Genomic DNA, 25,608 nt, shown 5'->3' on the forward strand with positions numbered 1-25,608 from the left:
GGGCCTTCCGGGCACCCGCCCGGGAGGCCCGTCCGCGCGCCCGCTACCAGCTGCTGCGGACCTGCCGGATGATGCGGCGGCGGAGCAGCACCGTCCGACTTCCGTCGGGGTAGAGGCGCAGCCGGTCCAGCTCCCAGTGGCCGTACTCGGCGTGCTCGGTGAGGAGCTGCCGGGCGGCGTTGCGGGTGGTGCCGCGCGGCAGGCGCAGCGACTGGTACTCGTACTCCGGCTGCCGGACCGGGTTGGGTCGCGTCAAGGCGTCTCCTCTGCTGTGCGCTGCTGCAAGCGTACGACTCGGGGCCGACACGGCCGGATCGTCCACCATGAGCCTCGCCGGTGTCCGAGCTGACCGTCAATCAGTTTTGGTACCGAGGAGAGGGATACCCGATCCGGCCGCGGGAACGCCCGCCGTGACCGCTTCGCGACCGGCACAGAACCACCCGGATCGGACATCAGGGCGGAACTTGTCGTGAATTAGCGGCCGTAGGTGACAACCGCTGTGCGTGTCGTCGGCGGGTGGGGATAGCGTCTGCACCATGTCTGATGCCGCGCAGCTGACCATTACCGAGGTACGGGCCGCCGCCGAGGCGGTCAAGGCCGCCATCGACCGCCACCTGCAGGCGGTCTCCAGCACCGTCGAGGCCGGGGATCCCGCCGTTGTCAGCGCCTACGAGGAGCTCGCTGCGGCGGCGATCGCCTACGACCAGATCCTGTACGAGGTGTACGACGAGGTCACCCCGTTCGAGGTGCCGGGCGACGAGCCCGGCGGGACGTACCGGGGCCCCGACCACCCGGAGGCGATCAGCGTGCTGATCCGCCGGGACTACCTGATCACCGATCCGAAGCGGCTGCGTGCCCAGGCCGAGCGGGTCGACGCCGAGCTCACCCCCGGCGGCGGCGAGGACGGCGGCGTGACCGCCGCGATCGGCGCGGTGTTCAGCGAGTTCGAGCCGGACGAGATCGCCGCCCGCGCGGAGGAGTTCGGCCTGGAGGAGGGCGATTCCACGCTGTGGGTCTCCGCCACCGAGCCGAGCGAGCCCGGCGAATGGCTGCCCGAGCCGTTCGAGGGCGCCGACCCGGAGCTGCTGATCTGCCGCTTCGACGTCAGCGAGGTCTACGACGACGAGCTGGACGGCTACGAGACCGAGGACGGCGAGGACGGCGAGGACTGAGTCCCGCCGTGTACACCGAGGGGGCGTGCGGGTCGTCCGCACGCCCCCTCGGGCCGTCTCGCGGGCCCGCCCTCCGTGGGCGGGCCCGCCCGCTACTGCTCGGTCAGGATCGCCCGCAGCCGGGTGGTCCGGTCCTGGGCCGGCCGCTCGGCCACCGCCTGGGCCAGCGCCGGGCCCGCGGCGTGCACCACCGACAGGTGCCGCTCGGCCCGGCCGAACGCCGTGTACACCCACTGCCGGGTCAGCCCGGCCGCCGCGTCCTCCGGCAGCACCGCCACCACGGCGGGCCAGCGCCGGCCCACCGCCTGGTGCGCGGTGACCGCCCAGCCGTGCCGCAGCTTCGCCGCCTGCGCGGGCGAGAGCGTCAGCCGCTCGCCGTCGCCCAGCTCCAGGTGCAGGCCGGCCGCGTCGCCGTCCAGCACCCGGCCCGGGACGTTGACGCCCAGCGCGGGGGAGTGCACCACCCGGTCGCCCGGGTCGAAACCGCCGAACCGGCCCGGCCCGGGGTTCAGCCGGGCCTTCGCCGCCGCGTTCAGCGCCCGCGTGCCGGCCGCGCCGCCGTGGCCCGGCGTCAGCAGCACCGTCTGCTCGGCGGGGATGCCCAGCGCGCGGGGAATGGAGTCCGACAGCAGCTGCACCGCCCGGTGCACCGCCTCGCCGGCGTCCTTCACCCCGAGGATGACCACCTCCTTGTCCGGCGCCTCGACGGCCGACAGCTCGCCGATGCCGATGCCCGACACCAGCTCGCCGATCGGCCCGAAGTCCGGCGTCCGGGACGCCACCGCCGGGCAGGCCCTGGCCGCCAGCAGGTCGGCGAAGAACCGGCCGGGGCCCGCCGACCAGAGCTGGCCCGGGTCGCCGCTGAGCACCAGCCGGGTGCCGTCCGCGAGCGACTCCAGCAGCGTCGCCGCCAGCTCCACGTCCAGCAGCGGCGCGTCCAGCACCAGCAGCACGTCCAGCGACAGCGTGCCGTCCACGGACCGGCCCGGACCGGACGCGCCCGCCAGCAGCGCGCCCAGCGGCACCACCCGCTCCCGCGCGGGGGAGCCCTCCGGCAGCATCGCCACCAGGCCGTCCCGGCCCTGGTCCGTCCACGTCGCCGCCCAGGCGCGCAGGCCCAGCCCGTGCGCCGCCGCCAGCAGCGCGGCGACCTCGCCGCGCGCCGCCTCGCCGCCGGTGTGCAGCACCACGCCGTTCTCCGCCGCCGCCCGGATCAGCGCCGCGGCCGAGGAGGACGCCGCCGCCCCCGCCGCCTCCTCCCAGGCCGCCGGACCCGGCTGCACCGGGGCGCCGCCGGTCGGGTCCACCCACCCGTCGGCGTCGCCCGCACCGGCGTCGCCCGCGGCGGCCGCCGGGCCGGGCCGGTCGGCCGCGTCGCTGTCCGCCGCCGAACCCGCGTCCCCGTCCGCACCGGACGGAGCCCCGGCGTCGTCCCCGTCCGCCACGGCGGGCCCGTCGCCCGCGTCGGCGGGCCCGTCGCCCGCGTCGGCCGGGCGGCCCCCGTCGTCCCCGGCGGCGCCCCTCGCGGCCTCGTACTCCTCGTCGTCGCCCGGCACGAACGTGGACATCACCCGAACGAGACCGTCCGCGAGGCTCTCCTCCGCCAGCGCCAGGCGCTCCAGCGCGAGGACGGTCCGCATCGGCGGCTCCTCGTCCTCGTCCGCGGCGGCGCCCGGACGCCCCGGCAGCTCCTCCTGGAAGGCCATCACCCGCCCGTCGACCACCACCGCCTGCAGTGCGGCCGCCGGATCGGGCAGCCCCAGCCGCTCCAGCCCGGCGGACACCTCGCCGATCTCCTGCGCCGAGTGCCCGCGCAGCGCGGCCTGCTCCAGCAGCCACGGCACCAGGGCCTGCGCCCGCCGCGGGTCCCCGGGGCCGGCCTCGGCGCCCAGCAGGCCGCGGGCGAACCCGTCCGCGTGCTCGGGCCGGACGCCGGGCAGCGCCAGCACCGCCCACGGGTCCTCGCGCAGCAGCTGCGCCGCGCCCTCGCCGAGCTCCGCGACCGCCGGGCCGGCCAGCGCGGCGGGCGCCCCGCCGGCGGTGAGCACCTCGGTGGTGGCCTTCAGCGCCGCGGCCCGCTGCTCGTCCGTGACCGCGCCGCCGGACGGCGCCTCCGGGCCCGCCGGGCCGGCCTGACCCGTCTCGGTCGCGCCGACCGCGCGGATCGCCTCCGCGAGCGCGGCGACCGTGCCCGCCCGCTCCTCGGGTGCCGTGCGCCCGGTTTCGGTCATGGGTGAAACTCCTTACGGCCGGCCGCCTACAGCTCCGTCCAGCCCTGGTCCGGGTAGCGGTGCGTCGGGGCCGACACGTCGTCCAGCGCACCGCGGATCTCACCCGGAAGCGTAAGGGCCTCGACCGACAGTGACGTCTGCAGCTGGGCGGCGGTCCGGGCGCCGAGCAGCGTGCTCGCCACCCCGGGCCGGTCGCGGACCCAGGCGAGGGCGACCTTCAGCGGGGTGGAGGCGAGCCCGTCGGCGGCGGTGGCGAGGGCGTCGACGATCCGCCGGGAGCGCTCGCCGAGGTACGGCTGGACGAAGCCGGCCAGGTGCGGGGAGGCCCCCCGCGACTCGGGCGGGACGCCGTGCCGGTACTTGCCGGTGAGCACGCCCCGGCCGAGCGCGGAGGAGGCGACCACGCCGATCCCGGCGTCCAGCGCGGCGGGCAGCACCTCGCGTTCGATGCCGCGCTGCAGCAGCGAGTACTCCATCTGCGCCCCGGCCAGCGGCACCCGACCGGGATGGCCCAGCTGCCAGGCGGCGGCCTTGGCGAGCTGCCAGCCGCTGTAGTTGGAGACGCCCACGTACCGGGCCCGGCCGGAGGCGACGGCCAGGTCGAGCGCGTGCATGGTCTCCTCGCCGGGGGTGGCGGGGTCGAAGGCGTGGACCTGCCACAGGTCGACGTAGTCGGTGCCGAGCCGGCGCAGCGAGGCGTCCAGGGCGGAGAGCAGGTGGCCGCGGGAGGTGTCGAAGCGGCGGCCGGTGGCGCCGGTCGAGCCGGCCTTGGTGGCGATGACCAGTTCGGAGCGCGGGACGAGCCCGTCGGTGAGCCGGGAGAGCAGGTACTCGGCGCCCCCGTCGGCGTACACGTCCGCGGTGTCGATCAGGGTGCCTCCGGCGTCGACGAAGGCCTTGAGCTGTTCAGCGGCCTCGTGCTCGTCGGTGTCCCGGCCCCAGGTCATGGTGCCGAGCCCGAGCCGGGACACCCGGAGTCCCGTCCGGCCGAGGTGTCGCTGTTCCACGGGTTGGCCTCCGTCGGCTGTATTTCGCGGTGAACGTGCAGGTGGGGAGTGGGTCCACCCGCCGCTGGCTGAGCGTAGCGGCGTTTGCCGCCGGCTCCCGCGCGACCCGCAGACGCGGGCCGGCGGGACGTGACGCGGGCCACGCCTACCGGCCAGTAGCGTGACCCGTGCCGCCGCGGCTACGGTGACGGCACCACCGACTGGAAGGCTTGGGCACGCAGATGCGACTGGGTATCAACCTCGGTTACTGGGGACTGGGCATGGACGCCGACAACATCGCCGTCGCCCAGGAGGCGGACCGGCTCGGCTACGACGTCTGCTGGGCCGCCGAGGCGTACGGCTCGGACGCCGCCACCGTGCTCTCCTTCGTCGCGGCGAAGACCGAGCGGATCGACGTCGGCTCGGCGATCTTCCAGATCCCGGCCCGCACCCCCGCGATGACCGCGATGACCGCCGCCACCCTGGACACCCTCTCCGGCGGCCGCTTCCGGCTCGGCCTCGGCGTCTCCGGCCCGCAGGTCTCGGAGGGCTGGTACGGCGTCAAGTTCGACAAGCCGCTGGCCCGCACCCGCGAGTACGTGGAGATCATCCGCAAGGCGATGTCCCGCGAGCGCCTGGTCCACCAGGGCGCGAACTGGACCCTGCCGCTGCCCGACGGGCCCGGCAAGCCGCTGAAGCTCACCGTCCACCCCGTGCGCGAGCACATCCCGCTGTACATCGCCGCGATCGGCCCCAAGAACCTCGAACAGACCGGCGAGATCGCCGACGGCTGGCTCGGCATCTTCTTCGCCCCCGAGCACGCTGCCCTCTCCGTCGACCCGCTCGCCGCCGGCCGCGCCAAGGCCGGCCTCACCCTGGACGGCTTCGACCTCTGCCCCACCGTCAACCTGGCGGTCGGCGAGGACGTCAAGGCCGCCGCCGACGGCCTGCGCTCCTACGCCGCGCTCTACATCGGCGGCATGGGCAGCAAGGAGAAGAACTTCTACAACCAGCTCACCCGCCGCATGGGCTACGAACAGGCCGCCGACGAGGTCCAGGAGCGCTACCTCGCCAAGGACTACGCCGGCGCCGCGGCCGCCGTCCCGCACGACCTGATCGACGCCACCGCCCTGCTCGGCACCAAGGAGCGGATCGCCGACCGCATGCAGGCCTACGCCGACGCCGGCGTCACCACCCTCACCCTCGCCCCCTCCGGCTTCGGCCTGGAGGAGCGCGTCGCCGCCCTGCGCACCGGCATCGAGGCCCTGGAGCTCGCCGGCCTCGCGTAGCGGGCGCCGCTACAGCCAGCCGGAGCGCTTGAAGACGCGGTGCAGGAGGAGGCAGACCACGGCCATCACGCCGACCGCGGCCGGGTAGCCCCAGGGCTGGCGCAGCTCCCACATGTGCTCGAAGTTCATGCCGTAGATGCCCGCGATCATGGTGGGGACGGCGGCCAGGGCGGCCCAGGCGGAGATCTTCCGCATGTCGCTGTTCTGCTGGACGCTCACCTGGGCGAGGTTGGCGCTGAGGATGTCGGTGAGCAGTCGGTCCAGGCCGTCGACCGCCTCGTTGACCTTGGCGAGGTGGTCGGCGACGTCGCGGAAGTACGGACGCAGCCCGTCCGGGACGAACGGCACCCAGACCGACGGCCAGGCGGGTGCGGCGGCCTGCCCGGAGAGCCGGCGGGCCGGTTCGGCGAGCGGCAGGGTGCCCCGGCGGAAGGCGACCACCTGGCGCTTGAAGGCGTAGATCTGCTCGGCCAGGCCCGTGGTCCGGCCGGGGGCGAAGACGGTGGCCTCCAGCTCGTCCAGGTCGTCCTGGAGGGCGCCCGCCACGTCCAGGTAGCTGTCGACGACCAGGTCGAAGACCGCGTACAGGACGGCGGCGGGGCCCTCGCGGAGCAGTTCGGGCTGCTCCTCCAGCTCGACCCGCAGGTTCTTCAGCGGGCTGTCCGCGCCGCGCCGCACGGTCATCACGTACGCGTCGCCGAGGATCACCATCACCTCGCCGACCGAGATCGGCTGCCCGTTGCCGTGGTGGCCGACGGTCTTGAGCACCATGAAGACCGAGTCGTCGTAGACGTCCAGCTTGGGCCGCTGGTGCGAGGTGACGACGTCCTCCACGGCCAGCGGGTGCAGGCCGAACTCGGCGGTGACGTGCTCGAACTCCTCGGCGGTGGGCTCGAACAGGCCGATCCAGACGAAACCGTCACCGGCGGCGCGCACCGCGTCCAGGGCGTCCGAGAAGTCCGCGGGCCCCGTGGTGCGGTGGCCGTCCCGGTAGGTGGCGCAATCGACGATCATGCGGGCCATTGTGGCCTGCCCGGGGCCGCCCGCGCGCCCCGTCCGGGCAAGCCGCCGAGGAACGGCGGTACCCGCTCCCGTCGCGGCCGGCACGCCGTAGGCTTGGCCGCATGCCCACGCTGCTGCTTGTCCGCCACGGCCGTTCGACCGCCAACACGGCCGGGATCCTGGCCGGCTGGACGCCCGGCGTCGACCTCGACGAGACCGGGCGCGCGCAGGCCGCCGAGCTGCCCGGGCGGCTCGCGGGCATCCCGCTGGCTCAGGTGGTCAGCAGCCCGCTGGAGCGCTGTCGGCAGACGGTCGAGCCGCTGCTCGCCGCCCGGCCCGAGCTCGGCGCCGCCGCGCTGGACGAGCGGATCGGCGAGTGCCACTACGGCGAGTGGACCGGCCGACCGCTGCGCGAGCTGGCCGAGGAGCCGCTGTGGCGCACCGTCCAGGACCACGCCTCGGCGGCCGCCTTCCCCGGCGGCGAGTCGCTGCGCGAGCTCAGCCACCGCACCGTGACCGCCGTCCGCGAGTGGAACGACAAGATCGCCGTCGAGCACGGCCCGGACGCGGTCTGGCTGGCCGCCAGCCACGGCGACGTGATCAAGGCGGTGGTCGCCGACGCGCTCGGCCTGCACCTGGACCACTTCCAGCGGATCTCGGTCGAGCCCTGCTCGGTCACCGCGATCCGGTACACCCCGCACCGGCCGTTCCTGCTGCGCCTCGGCGACACCGGCGGGCTGTCCGGCCTGGCGCCCCGGCCCGGCGGCCCGGCGCACGCGCCCGGACGCGAGGGGGACGCGACGGTCGGCGGGGAGACCGGTACGGCGTAGGGTGGCGGTGGAAGAACCGGCACTCCGTGCCCCGTCCGCCCAGACCCCCCGTTCGCCAGTCCCGATCCGGAGCGAGAGCGTGCCCCGTCAGGTCTTCTTCTACGACCAGCCCGAGCGATTCGTGGCCGGCACCGTCGGCCAGCCCGGTGCCCGGGCGTTCTACCTGCAGGCCAGTTCGCGGGGCCGGATCACCAGCGTGCTGCTGGAGAAGGGGCAGGTCGCGGCGCTCGCCGAGCGGATCGAGGAGGTCCTGGACGAGGCGCTGCGCCGCACCGGCGGCGACTCCGCGATCCCGGCGGTCGCCCCCGCCGACCTGATCGACAGCGCTCCGCTGGACCTGCCGCTGGAGCAGGAGTTCCGGGTCGGCACCATGGCGCTCGCCTGGGACGGCGTCGAGGAGTGCCTGGTGGTCGAGGCGCAGGCGTACGTCGAGGAGCCCGAGGACGCCGAGGAGGCGGACGAGGGCACCGCCTTCGACGACGAGGACGGGCCCGACATGCTGCGGGTGCGGCTCAGCGGCGCGATGGCCCGGGTGTTCGCCAAGCGGGCCCTGGAGCTGGTCGACGCGGGCCGCAAGCCCTGCCCGTTCTGCAACCTGCCGCTCGACCCCGAGGGCCACCTCTGCCCCCGCGCGAACGGCTACCGGCGCTGACCGTGGACGCCGCCGAGCACGAGCCGGAGCAGGACCAGGAGCACGGGCTGCCGGAGGAGGCGCTGCCGGGCACCGACCCGGCCGCCAGCGCCGCGCTCGCCGCCGACCCCGCCACCGCGCTCGCCCTGCTGCGGGAGGGCGAGCTGGAGATCCACGGGCGGCTCACCGACGCCTCCAACGCCGTCCTCTACTGCACCGTCACCCTGGACGGCCTGACCGCGCCGTGCGTCTACAAGCCGGTGGCCGGCGAACGCCCGCTCTGGGACTTCCCCGACGGCACCCTGGCCGGCCGCGAGGTCGCCGCGTACGAGATCGCCGCGGCCACCGGCTGGGCGCTGGTCCCGCCCACCGTGCTGCGCGGGGGCCCGGCCGGCCCCGGCATGGTGCAGCTGTGGATCGAACCCGACCCCGAGGCCCCCGAACTGCTCGCCCTGCAGGACCCGGCCGGGCCCGAGGACGGCTGGCTGCCGATCGTCCGCGCCGAGGTCGGCGAGGGCCGGGTCGCGCTGCTGGTCCACCGTGACGACCGGCGGCTGCGCCGGCTCGCCGTGCTCGACGCGGTGCTCAACAACGCCGACCGCAAGGGCGGCCACTGGATCGGCGCGGCCGACGGCCGGATCTACGGCATCGACCACGGCGTCACCCTGAACACCGAGGACAAGCTCCGCACCCTGCTCTGGGGCTGGGCCGACCAGCCGCTGCCGGACGAGGCGCAGCCCGTGCTGAAGGCCCTCCTCGCCGATCTGGACGGCCCGCTCGGCGCCCGGCTGGCCCCCCACCTGACCGCCGCCGAACTGGACGCCCTGCGGGCCCGGACCGCCCGGCTCGCCGGGACCGGACGCCACCCGCTGCCGTCGGCTGACTGGCCATCTATTCCCTGGCCGCCGGTCTGATACCGAAGCGAAACCGGGCGGAAGCGGAATCCAGCCGATCCAGCCAACTGGTTGGTCTTTCAAATGATCGCGAGGTTAGAGTCGGTGCCATGCATGCCTGGCCCGCCTCCGAGGTTCCCGCCCTGCCCGGTCAGGGGCTTCCCCTGCGCATCCACGACACCGCCACCGGCACCGTCAGAACGGTCGAGCCCACCGGCCCGACCGCCCGGCTGTACGTCTGCGGCATCACCCCCTACGACGCGACCCACCTGGGCCACGCTGCCACCTACAACACCTTCGACCTGGTGCAGCGGGTCTGGAAGGACGCCGGCCACGACGTCCTCTACGTGCAGAACGTCACCGACGTCGACGACCCGCTGCTGGAGCGGGCCATCGAGACCGGCCAGGACTGGACCGAACTCGCCGAGCGCGAGACCGCCCTCTTCCGCGAGGACATGACCGCCCTGCGGATGCTCCCGCCGGCCCACTACATCGGCGCCGTCGAGTCCATCCCGTGGATCGTCCCGCTGGTGAAGGACCTGCTGGCGAGCGGCGCCGCGTACGAGCTCGACGGGGACGTCTACTTCTCCGCCGACGCCGACCCGCGCTTCGGCGGCGTCTCCGGCCTCAGCCGCGAGGAGATGCTCCCGGTCTTCGCCGAGCGCGGCGGCGACCCGCAGCGCCCCGGCAAGAAGCACCCGCTGGACGCCATGCTCTGGATGGCCGCCCGCCCGGGCGAGCCCGCCTGGGACACCGAGCTCGGCCACGGCCGGCCCGGCTGGCACATCGAGTGCGTCGCCATCGCGCTGCAGTTCCTCGGCATGTCCTTCGACATCCAGGGCGGCGGCAGCGACCTCTCCTTCCCGCACCACGAGATGGGCGCCGCGCACGCCCAGGTCGCCACCGGCGAGCACCCGTACGCCCGGGCGTACGTGCACGCCGGCATGGTCGGCCTGGACGGCCACAAGATGTCCAAGTCGCGCGGCAACCTGGTGTTCGTCTCCGCCCTGCGCCGCGACGGGGTCGACCCGGCGGCGATCCGGCTCGCGCTGCTCGGCCACCACTACCGCAGCGACTGGGAGTGGACCACCGGCGACCTCGACGCCGCCACCGCCCGCCTGGCCCGCTGGCGCGCCGCCGTCTCCCGCCCCGACGGCCCGTCGGCCGAGGGCATGCTCGCCGCGGTCCGCGAGGCCCTCGCGAACGACCTGGACGCCCCCGCCGCCCTCGCCGCGGTCGACGCCTGGGTCACCCTCCAGGAGACCGACGGCGGCACCGACATCGGTGCCCCGGGGCTGGTCTCCCGCACCGTCGACGCCCTGCTCGGCGTGGCGCTCTGATCACTGGGGGCTCGGGGAACTGCGAGGCAGTTCCCCGAGCCCCCTGCTGCGTCTTCTCTACTCGTCCTCGTCGGTCTCGTCCTTGGGACGGTCCGTGGCGTGGCCGGTGCCCGTGATGGGCTTCTCGCCGGTGGGGCCGAGGTTCTCGCGGCGGCGGAGGTAGCGCTCGAACTCGCGGGCGATCGCGTCGCCGGACGCCTCGGGGAGCTCCGCGGTGTCCTGCGCCTCCTCCAACTGCTGGACGTACTCGGCGACCTCGGTGTCCTCCGCGGCGAGCTGGTCCACGCCGAGCTGCCAGGCCCGGGAGTCGTCGGTGAGCTCGCCCGGCGGGATGCGCAGGTCGAGCAGGTCCTCCAGCTTGTTGATCAGCGCCAGGGTGGCCTTGGGGTTCGGCGGCTGGGCGACGTAGTGCGGGACGGCGGCCCACAGGGTCACGGCGGGGACGCCGGCGTGCGCGCAGGCCTCCTGCAGCACGCCGACGATGCCGGTCGGGCCCTCGTACTTGCTCTCCTCGAGGTCGAGGGTGCGGGCGAGCGCCGCGTCGGAGGTGACGCCGCTGACCGGGACGGGCCGGCTGTGCGGGGTGTCGCCGAGCAGCGCGCCGAGGATGACGACCAGTTCGACGCCGAGCTCGTGGGCGAAGCCGAGGAGTTCGTTGCAGTAGGAGCGCCACCGCATGCTGGGCTCGATGCCGCGGACGAGCACCAGGTCGCGGGTCTTGGGCTCGGTGACCCGGACCACCGAGAGCCGGGTGGTGGGCCAGGTGATCCGGCGGACGCCGCCGTCCAGCCAGATGGTGGGGCGGTTGACCTGGAAGTCGTAGTAGTCCTCCGCGTCGAGCGCGGCGAAGACCTTTCCGCCCCAGGTGTCGTCCAGGTGGCCGAGCGCCGCGGAGGCGGCGTCCCCGGCGTCGTTCCAGCCCTCGAAGGCGCAGATCATCACCGGGTCGATCAACTCGGGAAGGTCCTCCAGCTCGATCACCCAGTGTCTCCCTCCACCACGCGTGGAACCCTCGCTCCACGCCTCCCTACCTGCCCAGCCTACGGGCATTGATGCGCCCGTGGAGCGGCCCGCGCCCGGCCGGTGCGAGGCAGCAAGATTACCGGTCGGAGCCGGTTCGGCCGAGTGATTTGCAACCGAACGCAAGCGGCTTGCGTAGTTTGCAGTACACTCGCCGCCATGACACGACGACTTGCCGAGGTGGCCAAGAAGGTCGGAGTGAGCGAGGCAACCGTCAGCCGCGTGCTGAACGAGAAGCCGGGCGTCTCCGAGTCGACCAGGGCCGCCGTGCTGACCGCCCTGGACGTGCTCGGCTACGAGCGGCCGACCCAGCTGCGCGGCGAGCGCGCCCGGCTGGTCGGCCTGGTCCTGCCGGAGCTGAGCAACCCGATCTTCCCGGCGTTCGCCGAGGCGGTCGGCGGTGCGCTGGCCGGCCAGGGCTTCACGCCGGTGCTGTGCACCCAGACCGCGGGCGGGGTCTCCGAGGCCGACTACGTGGACCTGCTGCTGGAGCAGCACGTGTCGGGCGTGGTCTTCTTCGGCGGCCTGTACGCGCAGGGCGACGCGCCGCACGACCACTACCAGCGGCTGGCCGAGCGCAGCCTGCCGACCGTGCTGCTGAACGCGGCGATCGAGGACCTCGACTTCCCCCGGGTGTCCTGCGACGACGCGGTGGCGGTGGAGCAGGCGGTGGGCCACCTGCGGCAGTTGGGGCACACGAAGATCGGGCTGGTGCTCGGCCCGGCGGACCACGTGCCCTCGCAGCGCAAGCTGGCGGCGGCCCGCGCGACCGTGCAGCGGCTCGGCCTGGAGCTGCCGGACCAGCACGTGGAGCGGGCGCTGTTCAGCCTGGAGGGCGGGCAGGCGGCGACCACCCGGCTGCTGCGCCAGGGGGTGACCGGCGTGGTGTGCGCGAGCGACCCGCTGGCGCTCGGTGCGGTGCGCGCGGTGCGCCGGGCGGGCCTGTCGGTGCCGGACGACGTGTCGGTGGTCGGGTACGACGACTCCTCGTTCATGATGTGCACGGACCCGCCGCTGACCACGGTCCGGCAGCCGATCGAGGCGATGGGCCGGGCGGTGGTGGATCTGCTGGTCGGCGAGATCGCCGGGGTCCGGGTGACCCATGACGAGCTGCTGTTCGAGCCGGAGTTGGTGGTGCGCGGGTCGACCGCGCCGGCCCGCGAGCGGGGCTGAGCGGTCGGCCACGGGCGCTGCAAACTCTGACGTGCATCGCGCAAATCGGCGATGACGTCCTCGTCCTGGACACCTGTCTATGATTGCTGGACAGTTGTCCAGGGCGAGGGAGTGTCAGGTGTTGGTGGTCGCGAACGTGCTGGTGGGGCTGGTGGCCGCGCTGCACGGCTACATCCTGGTGCTGGAGATGTTCCTCTGGGAGCGCAGGCCGGGCCACGACCTGCACGGGTTCGACGCGGAGATGGCCCGCGCCACGTCGGTGCTCGCCGCCAACCAGGGCCTGTACAACGGCTTCCTGGCCGCCGGCCTGCTCTGGGGCCTGCTCGCCGACGACCCCACCGGGCACCAGGTGCAGATCTTCTTCCTGTGCTGCGTGATCGTCGCCGGCCTCTACGGCGCCGCCACCGCCAACCGCCGCATCCTGCTGGTGCAGGCGCTGCCCGGGGCCCTGGCGCTGGCCGCGGTGGTGGCGGCGGGGTGAGCGGTGGGTCGGGCGACCCCCGGGCCGAGCGGACCAGGGCGGCGCTGCGGGCCGCGCTGCTCGCGGAGTGCGAGCGGCAACCGCTGGACCGGGTCAGCGTCTCCGCGCTGGCCCGCCGGGCCGGCGTCGGCCGGGCCACCTTCTACCTGCACTACGAGGACCTGCGGGCGCTCGCCGTCGACGCCTGCGGCGAGGTCGTCCGGGACGCGGTGGACGCCCTGCACGCCTGGCGGGGCCTGCCCGACCCGGCCGTGCCGCCGCCCGCCCTGGTCGAGTTCCTGACCGGCGCGGGGGAGCGGGCCGCGCTCTACCGCTCGCTGCTCACGCCCGGCGGCGGCGGACCGCTGGGCGAGCTGATGCACCGGCAGCTGGGGGAGCGCAGCCGCCGCGAACGCGAACTGCGCGGCGCCGCCCACCCGGACGTGGTCGCCGCCGCGGTCGCCGCCACCTTCACCGCCCTGCTCGCCGACTGGCTGCACGGCCGCCTGCCCGGCAGCGCGGCCGACCTGGCGGGGCACAGCTGGCGGCTGCTGATCGCCCTGCACCGCGCGGTCTGAGGGCGGGACGGGCCGGCCTCAGAGGGTCCAGCGCTGGGCGTCGGTGCCGTTGCAGGTCCAGATCTGCAGCCGGGTGCCGGCAGCGGTCGCGCTCCGGGGGGAGTCCAGGCAGTGCGGGGACGGGGTGCTGCGCAGAGCCCCGTCCCGCGGCCACCACTGCTGGGCGCCGGTGCCGTTGCAGTCCCACAGCTGGACCGGCGTCGCGTCGGCGGTGCCGCTGGCGGCCACGTCCAGGCACTTGCCGAGGGCCCGCAGGGTGCCGTCGGGGGCGAGCGTCCACTGCTGGGCGGCGGTGCCGTTGCAGTCCCACAGCTGGACGGGGGTGCCGTTCGCGGTCCGGCTGTGGTCGACGTCCAGGCACCGGGCGCCGGGCCCGGTCACCGGGCCGGTCCGGGGCTGCGCGGGGCCGACGTCGAAGGAGGGCGGCCGGTCCTCGGGCGCGCTGCCCCAGCCCGGGTCGGGGGTGTCGGCCAGCGTGTACGACAGCGTCCCGCCGCCGCGGACGAACTCCTCGCTCAGCCACGGCCGCCCGCTGGGCTTCCCGTCCACCGACAGCGCCCGGACGTAGCGGGTGGCCGCCGACGCCCCCGGGGCCGTGATGTCGATGGTGGCGCCGTTGCCCCGGCGCACGGTGACCGCCGGGAACAGCGGGCTGGCCAGCACCAGTTCCGCCCGGCCGGGGGCCTGCGGATACATGCCGAGGCCGGCCCACACCGCCCAGGACGAGAGCGCGCCGAGGTCGTCGTTGCCGGGCTCGCCGCCCGGGGTGTCGGCGAACAGCTCGGTGAACGCCCGCCGGACCACGTCCTGGGCGCGGTCCGGGCGGCCCGCGTACACGTACGCCCACGGGGTGTTGAACGAGGGCTCGTTGCCGAGGTAGGCGTGGACCGAGCGGTCCCCGGCGTTGAGTTCCCGGAAGAACTCGTCCAGCCGGGCGAGCACCGCGCCGTCGCCGCCCATCGCGTCGAACAGCCCGCGGTGGTTGTAGGGCACCATCCAGGTGTACTGGGCGGCACTGCTCTCCACGAACCCGTCGAGCTGGTCCGGGCGGAAGTCCGGCCAGCCGTGGTCCGCGCCGCGGGGCTGGAGGTAGCGGCTGCCGCCGTGGAAGAGGTTGCGCCAGCCGGTGGCCCGGTGGGCGAGCAGGTCGTACGCGTCCGCGTCGCCGAGCCGGGCGGCGAGCTGGGCGAGCGCGAAGTCGGTGGTGGTGTACTCCAGCGCGGTCGACACCGGGCCGCCCACGCCCGGCGTGCCCACCGGGACGAACCCGACGGCGTCGTACGGGCCGTGGCCCGGGCGCTGCCGGTCGTCGCCGCGCCCGGCGACCGCCCGGGCGAGCAGCCCGGCCCGGTCGAAGTCGGTGGCGCCGAACGCGGCGACGGTGGCGGCCATCGCCGGCAGCGGGTCGCCGACCATCACCCCGGTCGGCCCGTTCGCCACCGTCCAGCGGTCGAACCAGCCGCCGCTCGCCGCCTGGTCGACGATCGACTGCCCGATGTCCGACGCCTCCTGCGGGGCGAGCAGGGCGACCAGCTGGACCTGGCTGCGGTAGACGTCCCAGCCGGAGAAGGTGGCGTACTGGGTGTGGCCGGGCCTGGTCCGCCGGATCAGGCCGTCGAAGCCCGGGTAGCGCCCGTCGGCGTCGCTGAGGACGGACGGGTGCAGCAGCGAGTGGTACAGCGCGGTGTAGAACACCCGCCGCTGGGCGGTGGTGCCGCCGCCCACCGCGATCCGCCCGAGCCAGGCGTTCCAGGCCTGCCGGGCGGCGTCCGCGGCCCGGTCGAAGCCGGTGCCGGCGGGCTGTTCCGCCAGGTTGGCGCGGGCCCCCTCGGCGTCGACGAAGGACAGCCCGACCCGGACGGTGACGGTCCGGGAGGCGTCCAGGTCGAAGCCGATCAGCGCCTTCGCCCCGGACGAGGCCGGTGCCCGGTCGCCGCCCTCCGCCGGCCGCGGGGCGGTCGGGGCGGGCAGCCCGGCGACCGGGTGCCCGGGGGTGCGCGGGGCGACCGTCGTCCCGCCGGTGGCGCTGAGCACGCCCGGCCCGACCCCGGCCGGGCCGAGGATGCCCGCGGTGCGCAGCGGCCGGTCGAACACGGCGTGGAAGTGGATCCGGTACCGGTTGCCGGTGCCGCAGAAGCCGCCGCTCTCGGTCCAGCCGGACACCGAGTCGGTGCCGATGGTGAGCGACCCCTCGGCGCTGTTGAACGCCCGGCCGGCGTCGATCGTCAGCGCGCCCGTGTGCCCGGCCGGGAAGCCGAAGCGGGCGGCTCCGGTCCGCAGGCCCGCGGTCAGTTCGGTGGTGACGCCGTTGTCGAGGGTCACCCGGTACGCGCCGGCGCCGGCCGACTCGTGCGCGTGGTCGAAGGTCGCGACGTCCACCGGCAGGTCGTCGAGGGCCGGCATGAACGGGGTGGTGCCGTAGTCGAGGCAGCCCGCGCCCGAGATGTGGGTCAGGCTGAATCCGGTGATCCGGTTGTCGTCGTGGTTGTAGCCGCCGCCGTTCTGGTACATCACGGTGTCGGGGCTCCACTGCACCATGCCCAGCGGCGCGGCCGCGCCGGGGAAGGTGTCCCCGGCGGCGCCGCCGTTGCCGTAGTACGGGGCGTCGGCGCGCGTCCCGATCATCGGGTCCACGTACTGCGCCGGGTCCTCGATGCCCACCCGGGTCGCGACCGCCGCCCGGGCGGGTGCGGCGGCGGCACCGAGCAGCAGCCCCGCGACGGCGGCCGCCAGTGCGCGGGTGGGAACGGACGGACGGAGCACGACGCCTCCCGGCGGGGCACGGAAACTCTCCGGCCCAGCTCAGCACGGGTCGGCGGGCCCGCCCGGACGCCCCGCCCGGGGGCTCACCCGGCCGGCGGTCAGCACCAGCCGTCGCGGTAGGCCGTCCAGTGGTCCGGGGTGGCGGTGAAGTCGACGTACAGCGCGAGGCCGAAGTTGGCCCGGCCGTTCTTCCCGAGGCCGAGCCGGGCGCCGCGGACCGCCGCGCGGACGGTCTCGGCCGCGCCGCGGTGCGCGGAGGTGTCGTCCCAGTACGCGGGCAGGCCCATCAGCAGGTCCACCGACGGCGGGGTGGCCTCCAGGGCCAGCTCCGTCTGCTGGGCGACGTACCCGCCGTACAGCGACTCCACCGGCATCGCCGTGTCGTAGGACATCACCGCGACCTGGTCGACCCGCCGGGCGACCTCGGCGAAGTACGACTGGGACCACCACTTGCCGTGGCCGCTGAGACCGGTGGTGACCACGTGCAGGCCGGGCAGCGGGTCGATCTGCGGGGCGGCCACCGAGAACGGCCGGTCCGCCGCCCGGGTCACCTCGTGGACCCGGTCCAGCAGCGCGAGGAACCCGGCCGAGTCGGGCCGGACCGGTTCCATGTCGAAGTGGACCCCGTCGAAGCCGGCGTCCAGCACCTGGCGGGCCGAGGCGGTCACCCGGTCCCGGACGTCCGCGCGCTCCAGGTCCAGCCCGTCCTTCTCCGGCCTGACCACGTCGCCCAGCCAGGACTGCACCCGCACCCCGGGCAGCGCCCGGTGCGCCCGGTCGAGGAAGTCCTTCGCCTTCGGGTAGAGCGCCGGGTCGAGCGAGCCGTCGTGCGCCAGCGGCCCGGTGTGCACGTACAGGTCGCGGATGCCGGTACCGGCCATCCGCTGGGCGAGCGCGGCGAGCTCCGCGTCGCCCTTGCGGCCGTCGACCCAGGCGTGGCCGAGCCAGATCGCGTCGCGCCCCCTGGTCCGCGCGTCGGCGGCGGGCTCGCCGGCGTACTGCAGGCGCAGCGCGCCGGCGGCGCCGGCGACCGGCAGGACCACCAGCGCGAGCACCGCCGCGAGCGACACGCCGACACGCCGACCGCGTGTCCAGGACCGCCACCTGGTGAGCGGTGCAGCCGGAAATCCCATGATCAACCCCCATCCCTCGTGGAACCAGGACGCCCACGATGCGGAATGGGTTCCGTACGGAGGCACCGGTCCGGATACCCTGACCGCGTGCGTCCCGGATCCCGGAGGGGCGCATAGCCGACAGCCGTCGCACCCAGGGAGCAGCCCCATGGCCACCGTCGTCCCCGCATCCAGCAGCCCCCAGCAGCGCGCGAGCGCGCTGCGCGAGGCGCTCGCCACCCGTGTCGTCGTCGCCGACGGCGCGATGGGCACGATGCTCCAGGCGCAGGACCCGACGCTGGAGGACTTCCAGCAGCTCGAGGGCTGCAACGAGATCCTGAACGTCACCCGCCCGGACATCGTGCGCTCGGTGCACGAGGCGTACTTCGCGGTCGGCGTGGACTGCGTGGAGACCAACACCTTCGGCGCCAACCACGCGGCGCTGGGGGAGTACGACATCCCCGAGCGGATCTTCGAGCTGTCCGAGGCGGGCGCGCGGATCGCCCGCGAGACGGCGGACGCCTTCGGCGCCGAGGACGGCCGGCAGCGCTGGGTGCTGGGCTCGATGGGCCCGGGCACCAAGCTCCCCACCCTCGGCCACACCACCTTCGAGGTGCTGCGCGAGGGCTTCAGGCTGAACGCGGCGGGCCTGATCGCCGGCGGCGCGGACGCGCTGCTGGTGGAGACCAGCCAGGACCTGCTGCAGGTCAAGGCCTCGGTGCTGGGCATCAAGGACGCGCTGGCCGAGGCGGGCCTGGACCTGCCGATCCTGGCCCAGGTCACGGTGGAGACCACCGGCACCATGCTGCTGGGCTCGGAGATCGGTGCGGCGCTGACCGCGCTGGAGCCGCTGGGCATCGACTTCATCGGCATGAACTGCGCCACCGGCCCGGCCGAGATGAGCGAGCACCTGCGCTACCTGGCGAAGAACGCCCGGATCGGCCTGTCCTGCATGCCGAACGCGGGCCTGCCGGTGCTGACCAAGAACGGCGCGCACTACCCGCTGAGCCCCGAGGAGCTGGCGGACGCGCACGACGCCTTCACCCGGGAGTACGGCCTGTCGCTGGTCGGCGGCTGTTGCGGCACCACCCCCGAGCACCTGCGCCGGGTGGTCGAGCGGGTCCAGGGCCGGCCGATCGCCGTCCGCGACCCGCAGCCCGAGCCGGCCGCCGCCTCGCTGTACCAGCCGGTGCCGTTCCGCCAGGACACCTCGTACCTGGCGATCGGCGAGCGGACCAACGCCAACGGCTCGAAGAAGTTCCGCGAGTCGATGCTGGCGGGTGACTGGCAGGCCTGCGTGGAGATCGCCCGCGAGCAGATCCGCGAGGGCGCCCACCTGCTGGACCTGTGCGTGGACTACGTCGGCCGCGACGGCGTCGCGGACATGAAGGAGATCGCCGCCCGGCTGGCGACCGCCTCCACCCTGCCGATCGTGCTGGACTCCACCGAGCCCGAGGTGCTGCGGGCCGGCCTGGAGCACCTCGGCGGCCGCGCGGTGCTCAACTCGGTCAACTACGAGGACGGCGACGGGCCCGAGACCCGGTTCGGCCGGATCGCCGCGCTGGCCCGGGAGCACGGCGCCGGCCTGATCGCGCTGACCATCGACGAGGAGGGCCAGGCCCGCACCGCGGAGAAGAAGGTCGCGATCGCCGAGCGGCTGATCGAGCAGCTGACCGGCGAGTACGGCGTCGACGAGGGCTCGATCCTGGTCGACTGCCTGGCCTTCACCCTGGGCACCGGCCAGGAGGAGTCCCGCCGGGACGGCATCGAGACCATCGAGGCGATCCGCGAACTGAAGCGCCGTCACCCGGCGGTGCAGACCACGCTGGGCCTGTCCAACATCTCCTTCGGCCTCTCCCCGGCCGCCCGCGTGGTGATCAACTCGGTCTTCCTCAACGAGTGCGTGGAGGCCGGCCTCGACTCGGCGATCGTGCACGCGGCGAAGATCCTCCCCGTGGCCCGGATCCCCGAGGAGCAGCGCCAGGTCGCCCTGGACCTGGTCTACGACCGGCGCACCGAGGACTACGACCCGCTGCAGAAGCTGCTCCAGCTCTTCGAGGGCGTCAGCTCGGCGTCGGTGAAGGCGTCCAAGGCCGAGGAGCTGGCGGCGCTGCCGCTGGAGGAGCGCCTGCAGCAGCGGATCATCGACGGTGAGCGGGGCGGCCTGGAGGCCGACCTGGACGAGGCGCTGACCACCCGTCCGGCGCTGGAGATCATCAACCAGACCCTGCTGAGCGGCATGAAGGTGGTCGGCGAACTGTTCGGCTCCGGCCAGATGCAGCTGCCGTTCGTGCTCCAGTCCGCCGAGGTGATGAAGGCCGCGGTGGCGCACCTGGAGCCGCACATGGAGAAGTCCGACGCGGACGGCAAGGGCACCATCGTGCTGGCCACCGTGAAGGGCGACGTCCACGACATCGGCAAGAACCTGGTCGACATCATCCTGTCCAACAACGGCTACAACGTGGTCAACCTGGGCATCAAGCAGCCGGTCTCGGCGATCCTGGAGGCCGCGCAGGAGCACAGGGCGGACGTGATCGGCATGTCCGGCCTGCTGGTGAAGTCCACGGTGATCATGAAGGAGAACCTGGAGGAGCTGAACCAGCGCGGCCTGGCCGCCGACTTCCCGGTGATCCTCGGCGGCGCGGCGCTGACCCGCGCGTACGTGGAGCAGGACCTGCACGCGATCTACCAGGGCGAGGTCCGCTACGCCCGGGACGCCTTCGAGGGCCTGAAGCTGATGGACGCCCTGGTCGCGGTCAAGCGCGGGGTGCCCGGCGCGGCCCTGCCGGAGCTGCGGCAGCGGCGGCACGCCAGGGTCGAGGTGGAGGAGCCGGAGGAGGTCAACCTCGGGCAGATCCGCTCGGACGTGGCGGTGGACAACCGGCTGCCCGCCCCGCCGTTCTGGGGCGACCGGATCGTCAAGGGCGTCCCGTTCCAGGACTACGCCACCTGGCTGGACGAGGACGCGCTGTTCAAGGGCCAGTGGGGTCTGAAGGCGGCCCGCTCCGGCGGCCCCTCGTACGAGGAGCTGGTGGAGACCGAGGGCCGGCCGCGGCTGCGGATGTGGCTGGACCGGCTGCAGACCGAGGGCTGGCTGGAGCCGGCCGTGATCTACGGCTACTTCCCGGCCAACTCCAAGGGCGACGACCTGATCGTCTACAACGAGGACGGCTCGGAGCGCACCCGCTTCACCTTCCCGCGCCAGCGGCGCGGACGGCGGCTGTGCCTGGCGGACTTCTTCCGCCCGGAGGAGTCGGGCGAGCGGGACGTGGTGGCCCTGCAGGTGGTCACCATGGGCAACCGGATCTCCGAGGCCGCCAACGAGCTGTTCGCCGCCAACTCCTACCGCGACTACCTGGAGCTGCACGGACTGTCGGTGCAGCTGGCCGAGGCGCTGGCCGAGTTCTGGCACGCCCGGGTCCGCTTCGAGCTGGGCTTCGGCGACGAGGACCCGCAGGACGTGCGCGACATGTTCGCCCTGAAGTACCGGGGCGCGCGCTTCTCACTCGGCTACGGCGCCTGCCCGGAGCTGGAGGACCGCGCCAAGATCGCCGAGCTGCTGAGGCCGGAACGGATCGGCGTGGTGCTCTCCGAGGAGTTCCAGCTGCACCCCGAGCAGTCCACCGACGCGATCGTCATCCACCACCCCGAGGCGAAGTACTTCAACGCGCGGTAATCCGTACGCTGCGCAGCGTTCGACACATCCGTGCCGACCGGGCGTAAGCTTGATGATCCTGAACGGGCCGGTCCGCTCACCAGCGGGCCGGCCTGTGCCATCCCCTGGGGAAGGACCACATCCATGACGACCGTCTCGACCACCACCCGCCTCGGCGGCGGAGAGGGCAGCGGACTGCAGGCGGTCCTGCTCGACATGGACGGCACCCTGGTCGACACCGAGGACTTCTGGTGGCAGGCCGAGGCGTCGCTCTTCGCCGAGCTCGGCCACCGGCTCGACCAGGCCGACCGGGCCCAGGTGGTGGGCGGGCCGATGACCAGGGTGATCGACTACCTGCTGGCCCGCACCGGGGTGGGCCTCTCGCCGGCCGAGCTGACCGTGCTGATCAACCAGCGCTTCGTGGACCTGCTGGCCGGCGGCGTGCCGCTGATGCCCGGGGCCGAGCTGCTGCTGAACACGCTGAACGCGCACGGCGTCCCGGCCGCCCTGGTGTCCGCCTCGCACCGGCACATCATCGACATCGTGCTGGAGAGCCTGGGCGCCCACCACTTCGCCTTCACGGTGGCCGGCGACGAGGTCGTGCGGACCAAGCCGCACCCGGACCCGTACCTGGCGGCGGTCGCCCGGTTCGGCGCGGAGCCGGCCCGCTGCGTGGTGGTCGAGGACGCCCCGACCGGCGTGCTGGCCGCCGAGGCGGCCGGCTGCCCGGTGATCGCGGTGCCCTCGGTGGCCGCGATCGAGCCCGGACCGGGCCGCACCGTGCTCTCCTCGCTGGAGCAGGTCGACCTGGAGCTGCTGCGGAGCCTCACCGCGGCCCGGGTCTGACGTCCGGTGTGAGATTGGTCTCTCTTCGGGTGAAAGCCGCTGCCGCACCGCGCTGCCGTGACAGCGGACGGTGGTCGGCGGCAAGGGAGAAATCGGGCATTGACTGACAACTCGTCGATTCCTCCGAGTGCGGTACCGCTCGACGGTTCACCGGTTGTATGACTGCCCGATATTCGTACGCGGCCCATGTGGCAGGCTACGTCCGATCACGGTCGTACCAACCCCTCGCGGACAGCCGCCACACCCCCGGCGGACGTCGCGAGGGCACCGGCTCAGGCCGGCCGCTCGCGTAAGGAACTCACCCCGCATGACTATGCCCAACCGCCTGGCCGTGCTCAGCTGCGCCGCGCTGGTCGCCACCACTGCCGCTGGTTGCGCCTCCGTGGAGAAGGTCGCCGGGGGCGGCGACTCGGGCGGTGGCGCGATCACCATGGGCACCACCAACGTGACCAGCGTGCTGGACCCGGCCGGTGCCTACGACGCGGGCTCCTGGCTGGTGCTCAACAACACCTTCCAGTCGCTGCTGCGCTTCCCGGCCGGCGCGACCGTGCCGCAGCCGGACGCCGCGCAGTCCTGCGAGTTCACCGGCGCGGACACCATGACCTACCACTGCACCCTGCGCAGCGGCCTGAAGTTCTCCAACGGGCACCCGCTGACCGCCGCCGACGTGGCGTACTCGGTCGACCGGATGAAGAAGATCAACGACCCGTCCGGCCCGTCCTCGCTGCTCGCCACCGTCAAGTCGGTGGAGGCCAAGGGCGACGCCGAGGTGCTCTTCCACCTCACCGCCCCGGACGCGGTGCTCCCGGCCAAGCTGGCCTCCGCCGCCGGCGCCATCGTCGACCACCAGGTCTTCCCGGCCGACAAGCTGCTCGACAACAGCAAGCTGATCGGCTCCGGCCCGTACAAGATCGACTCGATCGAGACGGCCAACAACGCGCCCAGCAAGGTCACGCTCTCCGCCAACGGCGACTACAAGGGCGAGGCCCAGCTGCAGAACAGCAAGTTCGTGCTGCGCTACTTCGACAAGCCGGACGCGCTGAAGGCCGCGCTGGACGCGGGCGAGGTCGACCTCGCCGACAACAGCCTGGAGCCCACCGCGGCCACCCAGATCAAGGCCGACCAGCTGGCCGGCAAGGGCGACCTCAAGGTCGCCGAGGGCGAGACCGGCGAGACCCGCTACCTGGTCTTCAACACCAAGGACGCCACCGCCGGCAACCAGGCCGTCCGCCAGGCCGCCGCGCAGCTGCTGGACCGCAAGGCGCTGGCCCGCGACGTCTACGCCAACACCGTCCAGCCGCTCTACTCGGTCGTCCCGGCCGGCATCACCGGCCACAACACCGCCTTCTTCGACAAGTACGGCGAGCCGGACGCGGCCAAGGCCAAGAAGATCCTCAACAACGCGCACGTCACCACCCCGGTCAAGCTCGACCTGACCTGGTCGCGCGCCCGGGTCGGCGCCGCCGAGCTGGAGCTGGTGAAGAAGCAGCTGGAGGCCAGCGGCCTGTTCCAGGTCACCGTGGAGCAGCAGCCGGACTGGAAGAAGTACCAGGCCGAGTGGAAGGCCGGCAGCTACCAGGCGTACACCGTCGGTTGGACCCCGGACTACGCCGACCCGGACGACTACATCAGCCCGCTGGTGGTCGAGGGCGGGGCGTACCACAACAGCTGGGACGACCCGAAGATCTCCGGCAAGCTGGTGCCCGACTCGATCAAGCTGACCGACCGCACCGCCGGCGGCGCCTACGGCCAGATCCAGAACATCGTGGCGGACGCCGTCCCGCTGCTCCCGCTGTTCCAGAACAAGTCGTTCTACGTCTCCAAGAACAACATCACCGGCGTCGACGCGACCGTCGACAACACCGGCGTGTTCCGCTTCTGGGAGATCGGCCGCGGCAAGAAGGCCTGACGCCCGCACGGAAGGGCCCGCCCCGGGAGGGCGGGCCCTTCCGCGTTCCCACGCTACAGTGCGCCGGGGCGCACCAGCCCGGACTCGTAGGCGTACACCGCCGCCTGCACCCGGTCGCGCAGCTGGAGCTTGGTCAGCACGTGGCCGACGTGCGTCTTCACCGTGGTCTCGCTGACGAACAGCTCGCCCGCGATCTCCGCGTTCGACAGGCCCTTGGCGACCAGCCGCAGCACCTCCACCTCGCGCTCGGTCAGCACCGTCAGCGCCTGCGGCGGCGCCTCGTCGCCCGAGGGCAGCTTGGTGGCGTACATGTCCAGCAGCCGGCGGGTCACCGAGGGCGCGAGCATCGCCGCGCCGTCCGCCACCACCCGGATCGCCTGCACCAGCTCCTCGGCCGGCACGTCCTTGAGCAGGAAGCCGCTGGCCCCCGCCCGGAGCGCCTCCACCACGTACTCGTCCAGGTCGAAGGTGGTCAGCACCAGCACCTTCGCCGGGCCGTCGCGGCCCGGGCCGGAGATCCGCCGGGTCGCCTCCACCCCGTCCATCCGCGGCATCCGGATGTCCATCAGCACCACGTCCGGCTGCAGCGCGCGGACCTGGTCCAGCGCCTGCTGCCCGTCCCCGGCCTCGCCCACCACCACCAGGTCGGACTCGGCCTCCAGGATCATCCGGAAACCGGTGCGCAGCAGCGGCTGGTCGTCCACCAGCAGCACTCGGATCGTCACCTACGACTCCTTGCTCACGACAGGATCCCCCGTGGGATCGTCAGGCCTTCTCGCCAGTGGGAGCGGGTACGGCGGCGGCGTGCCGCCGAACTCCGGGCAGCTGGCCCGGTGGTCGCACCAGTCGCACAGCCGGTTGCGGGTCGCCGGGAAGTCCCCGGTCGCCACCGCCTGCGAGATCGCCTGCCACAGCGCCTGGAGCTTGCGCTCCACCGAAAGCAGGTCGGCCTCGTCCGGGTCGTAGGTGACCACGTCACCGCCGCCGCCGAGGTAGACCAGCTGCAGCCGCTTGGGCACGACCCCCTTCCAGCGCCACACCACCAGGGCGTAGAACTTCATCTGGAACATCGCCTTGCCCTCGAAGTCCCGGGAGGGCGCCCGGCCGGTCTTGTAGTCCACCAGCCGGACCTCGCCGGTCGGCGCGACGTCCACCCGGTCGATGTACCCGCGCAGCAGCAGCCCCGACTCCAGGGCCGTCTCCACGTACAGCTCGCGCTCCACCGGGTGCAGGCGCGTCGGGTCCTCCAGCCGGAACCACTTCTCCACCAGCTTCTCGGCGTCCCCGAGCCAGCGGCCGAGGCCCTCGGCGTCGTCCTGGGAGAACAGCCCCGCCAGCTCCGGACGCTCGGCCAGCAGCCGCTCCCACTGCGGGGCCAGCAGCGCGAGGGCCCGCTCCGGGGTCCGCTCGGCCGGCGGGTGGTCGAACAGCCGCTCCAGCACCGCGTGCACCAGGGTGCCCCGGGTCGCCGCCGCGCTCGGCGGCTCCGGCAGCCGGTCGATCACCCGCAGCCGGTACAGCAGCGGGCAGGTCATGAAGTCCCCCGCGCGCGACGGGGACAGCCCGGTCGGCGCGGCGGCCGCCCGCACGGGGGCGGTGTCGGCGGCGTCGGTGTGCATGGCACCGACCCTATAGGGCGGCCGAAGCGGGTATAGGACGGATGGGCCCTCTCCCACGGGCCGCGTCGGAGCAGCCCGCGGCGGGCCCGGGAGGGGCGC

21 protein-coding genes are annotated in these 25,608 nt (G+C 73.9%); 12 read left to right on the plus strand and 9 right to left on the minus strand.

The genetic code is table 11. The features are described from left to right. Positions 1-43 precede the first annotated feature (43 nt). Complete coding sequence (locus tag ABEB06_RS30125; RefSeq protein WP_345700057.1) at positions 44-256, minus strand: DUF5703 family protein; 213 nt, start codon at positions 254-256, stop codon at positions 44-46. 280 nt (positions 257-536) lie between these two features. Here ABEB06_RS30125 and ABEB06_RS30130 point away from each other — a divergent pair, with 280 nt between their 5' ends. Beyond that, on the plus strand, positions 537-1,172 hold the full coding sequence (locus ABEB06_RS30130) for a hypothetical protein (RefSeq protein ID WP_345700058.1): 636 nt from the start codon (positions 537-539) through the stop codon (positions 1,170-1,172). Between the two features lie 92 nt (positions 1,173-1,264). On the opposite strand, the gene ABEB06_RS30135 is transcribed toward ABEB06_RS30130, so the two are convergent. Both ABEB06_RS30135 and ABEB06_RS30140 read right to left on the minus strand, forming a co-directional pair. Next, positions 1,265-3,403, minus strand: a complete 2,139-nt coding sequence (locus ABEB06_RS30135) for an ATP-binding domain-containing protein (protein WP_345700059.1) — start codon at positions 3,401-3,403, stop codon at positions 1,265-1,267. 26 nt (positions 3,404-3,429) lie between these two features. Continuing rightward, the gene (locus tag ABEB06_RS30140) at positions 3,430-4,410 is read right to left on the minus strand and encodes an aldo/keto reductase (RefSeq protein ID WP_345700060.1); all 981 of its coding nucleotides are present in this window, start codon (positions 4,408-4,410) and stop codon (positions 3,430-3,432) included. A gap of 221 nt (positions 4,411-4,631) precedes the next feature. On the opposite strand from ABEB06_RS30140, the gene ABEB06_RS30145 reads away from it, so the two are divergent. Continuing rightward, positions 4,632-5,678: an LLM class F420-dependent oxidoreductase gene (locus ABEB06_RS30145; protein ID WP_345700061.1), complete on the plus strand. Its 1,047-nt coding sequence runs from the start codon at positions 4,632-4,634 to the stop codon at positions 5,676-5,678. 9 nt (positions 5,679-5,687) lie between these two features. Here the strand turns inward: ABEB06_RS30145 and ABEB06_RS30150 are convergent, their stop codons facing one another. Then, complete coding sequence (locus ABEB06_RS30150; protein ID WP_345700062.1) at positions 5,688-6,692, minus strand: magnesium and cobalt transport protein CorA; 1,005 nt, start codon at positions 6,690-6,692, stop codon at positions 5,688-5,690. A gap of 110 nt (positions 6,693-6,802) precedes the next feature. Between ABEB06_RS30150 and ABEB06_RS30155 the strand changes: the two genes are divergently transcribed. The 4 genes from ABEB06_RS30155 (at position 6,803) to mshC (ending at position 10,374) form a co-directional block, all read left to right on the plus strand. After that, complete coding sequence (locus ABEB06_RS30155; RefSeq protein WP_345700063.1) at positions 6,803-7,510, plus strand: histidine phosphatase family protein; 708 nt, start codon at positions 6,803-6,805, stop codon at positions 7,508-7,510. A 79-nt stretch (positions 7,511-7,589) separates the two neighbouring features. Further along, complete coding sequence (locus tag ABEB06_RS30160; protein WP_345700064.1) at positions 7,590-8,162, plus strand: DUF3090 family protein; 573 nt, start codon at positions 7,590-7,592, stop codon at positions 8,160-8,162. Positions 8,163-8,224: 62 nt separating this feature from the next. Further along, on the plus strand, positions 8,225-9,055 hold the full coding sequence (locus ABEB06_RS30165; protein ID WP_425559812.1) for an SCO1664 family protein: 831 nt from the start codon (positions 8,225-8,227) through the stop codon (positions 9,053-9,055). Positions 9,056-9,144: 89 nt separating this feature from the next. Next, a complete protein-coding gene (mshC, locus tag ABEB06_RS30170; RefSeq protein WP_345700065.1) occupies positions 9,145-10,374 on the plus strand; it encodes a cysteine--1-D-myo-inosityl 2-amino-2-deoxy-alpha-D-glucopyranoside ligase in 1,230 nt (409 codons plus the stop codon). Between the two features lie 57 nt (positions 10,375-10,431). On the opposite strand, the gene ABEB06_RS30175 is transcribed toward mshC, so the two are convergent. Continuing rightward, positions 10,432-11,355, minus strand: coding sequence for a PAC2 family protein (locus tag ABEB06_RS30175; protein ID WP_345700066.1), 924 nt, complete (start codon positions 11,353-11,355; stop codon positions 10,432-10,434). Between the two features lie 198 nt (positions 11,356-11,553). On the opposite strand from ABEB06_RS30175, the gene ABEB06_RS30180 reads away from it, so the two are divergent. The 3 genes from ABEB06_RS30180 (at position 11,554) to ABEB06_RS30190 (ending at position 13,605) form a co-directional block, all read left to right on the plus strand. Then, the gene (locus ABEB06_RS30180; protein WP_345700067.1) at positions 11,554-12,567 is read left to right on the plus strand and encodes a LacI family DNA-binding transcriptional regulator; all 1,014 of its coding nucleotides are present in this window, start codon (positions 11,554-11,556) and stop codon (positions 12,565-12,567) included. Positions 12,568-12,646: 79 nt separating this feature from the next. After that, positions 12,647-13,048 (plus strand): DUF1304 domain-containing protein, encoded by a 402-nt coding sequence (locus ABEB06_RS30185; RefSeq protein WP_425559718.1) that lies wholly within the window; start codon positions 12,647-12,649, stop codon positions 13,046-13,048. Continuing rightward, positions 13,045-13,605: a TetR/AcrR family transcriptional regulator gene (locus ABEB06_RS30190; RefSeq protein WP_345700069.1), complete on the plus strand. Its 561-nt coding sequence runs from the start codon at positions 13,045-13,047 to the stop codon at positions 13,603-13,605. Before ABEB06_RS30185 ends, ABEB06_RS30190 begins: the two co-directional genes overlap by 4 nt. A gap of 18 nt (positions 13,606-13,623) precedes the next feature. Here the strand turns inward: ABEB06_RS30190 and ABEB06_RS30195 are convergent, their stop codons facing one another. Together ABEB06_RS30195 and ABEB06_RS30200 are read right to left on the minus strand one after the other, a co-directional pair. Continuing rightward, a complete protein-coding gene (locus ABEB06_RS30195; RefSeq protein ID WP_345700070.1) occupies positions 13,624-16,368 on the minus strand; it encodes a GH92 family glycosyl hydrolase in 2,745 nt (914 codons plus the stop codon). A 98-nt stretch (positions 16,369-16,466) separates the two neighbouring features. After that, the gene (locus tag ABEB06_RS30200; protein ID WP_425559719.1) at positions 16,467-17,438 is read right to left on the minus strand and encodes a glycoside hydrolase family 18 protein; all 972 of its coding nucleotides are present in this window, start codon (positions 17,436-17,438) and stop codon (positions 16,467-16,469) included. 211 nt (positions 17,439-17,649) lie between these two features. On the opposite strand from ABEB06_RS30200, the gene metH reads away from it, so the two are divergent. The 3 genes from metH to ABEB06_RS30215 all read left to right on the plus strand — a co-directional run bounded on the left by metH (position 17,650) and on the right by ABEB06_RS30215 (position 23,890). Next, on the plus strand, positions 17,650-21,156 hold the full coding sequence (gene metH / locus ABEB06_RS30205) for a methionine synthase (RefSeq protein ID WP_345700072.1): 3,507 nt from the start codon (positions 17,650-17,652) through the stop codon (positions 21,154-21,156). Positions 21,157-21,279: 123 nt separating this feature from the next. Then, positions 21,280-21,981, plus strand: a complete 702-nt coding sequence (locus ABEB06_RS30210) for an HAD family hydrolase (protein ID WP_345700073.1) — start codon at positions 21,280-21,282, stop codon at positions 21,979-21,981. Positions 21,982-22,288: 307 nt separating this feature from the next. Next, on the plus strand, positions 22,289-23,890 hold the full coding sequence (locus ABEB06_RS30215; protein WP_345700074.1) for an ABC transporter substrate-binding protein: 1,602 nt from the start codon (positions 22,289-22,291) through the stop codon (positions 23,888-23,890). A gap of 53 nt (positions 23,891-23,943) precedes the next feature. On the opposite strand, the gene ABEB06_RS30220 is transcribed toward ABEB06_RS30215, so the two are convergent. Next, positions 23,944-24,615 carry a response regulator gene (locus tag ABEB06_RS30220; RefSeq protein ID WP_345700075.1) on the minus strand — a complete coding sequence of 224 codons (672 nt, stop codon included), beginning with the start codon at positions 24,613-24,615 and terminating at the stop codon, positions 23,944-23,946. Beyond that, positions 24,616-25,509, minus strand: coding sequence for a RecB family exonuclease (locus ABEB06_RS30225; RefSeq protein ID WP_345700076.1), 894 nt, complete (start codon positions 25,507-25,509; stop codon positions 24,616-24,618). Between the last annotated feature and the right edge of the window lie 99 nt (positions 25,510-25,608).

It is taken from the genome of Kitasatospora terrestris, from assembly GCF_039542905.1.
In the GTDB taxonomy this organism is placed as follows: Bacteria; Actinomycetota; Actinomycetes; order Streptomycetales; family Streptomycetaceae; genus Kitasatospora; species Kitasatospora terrestris.

Coding starts and splice junctions, on each gene's coding strand:
- ABEB06_RS30130 (WP_345700058.1), top strand. CDS start 537: ATGTCTGATGCCGCGCAGCTGACCATTACCGAGGTACGGGCCGCCGCC.
- ABEB06_RS30135 (WP_345700059.1), bottom strand. CDS start 3,403: ATGACCGAAACCGGGCGCACGGCACCCGAGGAGCGGGCGGGCACGGTC.
- ABEB06_RS30145 (WP_345700061.1), top strand. CDS start 4,632: ATGCGACTGGGTATCAACCTCGGTTACTGGGGACTGGGCATGGACGCC.
- ABEB06_RS30150 (WP_345700062.1), bottom strand. CDS start 6,692: ATGATCGTCGATTGCGCCACCTACCGGGACGGCCACCGCACCACGGGG.
- ABEB06_RS30155 (WP_345700063.1), top strand. CDS start 6,803: ATGCCCACGCTGCTGCTTGTCCGCCACGGCCGTTCGACCGCCAACACG.
- mshC (WP_345700065.1), top strand. CDS start 9,145: ATGCATGCCTGGCCCGCCTCCGAGGTTCCCGCCCTGCCCGGTCAGGGG.
- ABEB06_RS30180 (WP_345700067.1), top strand. CDS start 11,554: ATGACACGACGACTTGCCGAGGTGGCCAAGAAGGTCGGAGTGAGCGAG.
- ABEB06_RS30185 (WP_425559718.1), top strand. CDS start 12,647: ATGATTGCTGGACAGTTGTCCAGGGCGAGGGAGTGTCAGGTGTTGGTG.
- metH (WP_345700072.1), top strand. CDS start 17,650: ATGGCCACCGTCGTCCCCGCATCCAGCAGCCCCCAGCAGCGCGCGAGC.
- ABEB06_RS30210 (WP_345700073.1), top strand. CDS start 21,280: ATGACGACCGTCTCGACCACCACCCGCCTCGGCGGCGGAGAGGGCAGC.
- ABEB06_RS30215 (WP_345700074.1), top strand. CDS start 22,289: ATGACTATGCCCAACCGCCTGGCCGTGCTCAGCTGCGCCGCGCTGGTC.
- ABEB06_RS30225 (WP_345700076.1), bottom strand. CDS start 25,509: ATGCACACCGACGCCGCCGACACCGCCCCCGTGCGGGCGGCCGCCGCG.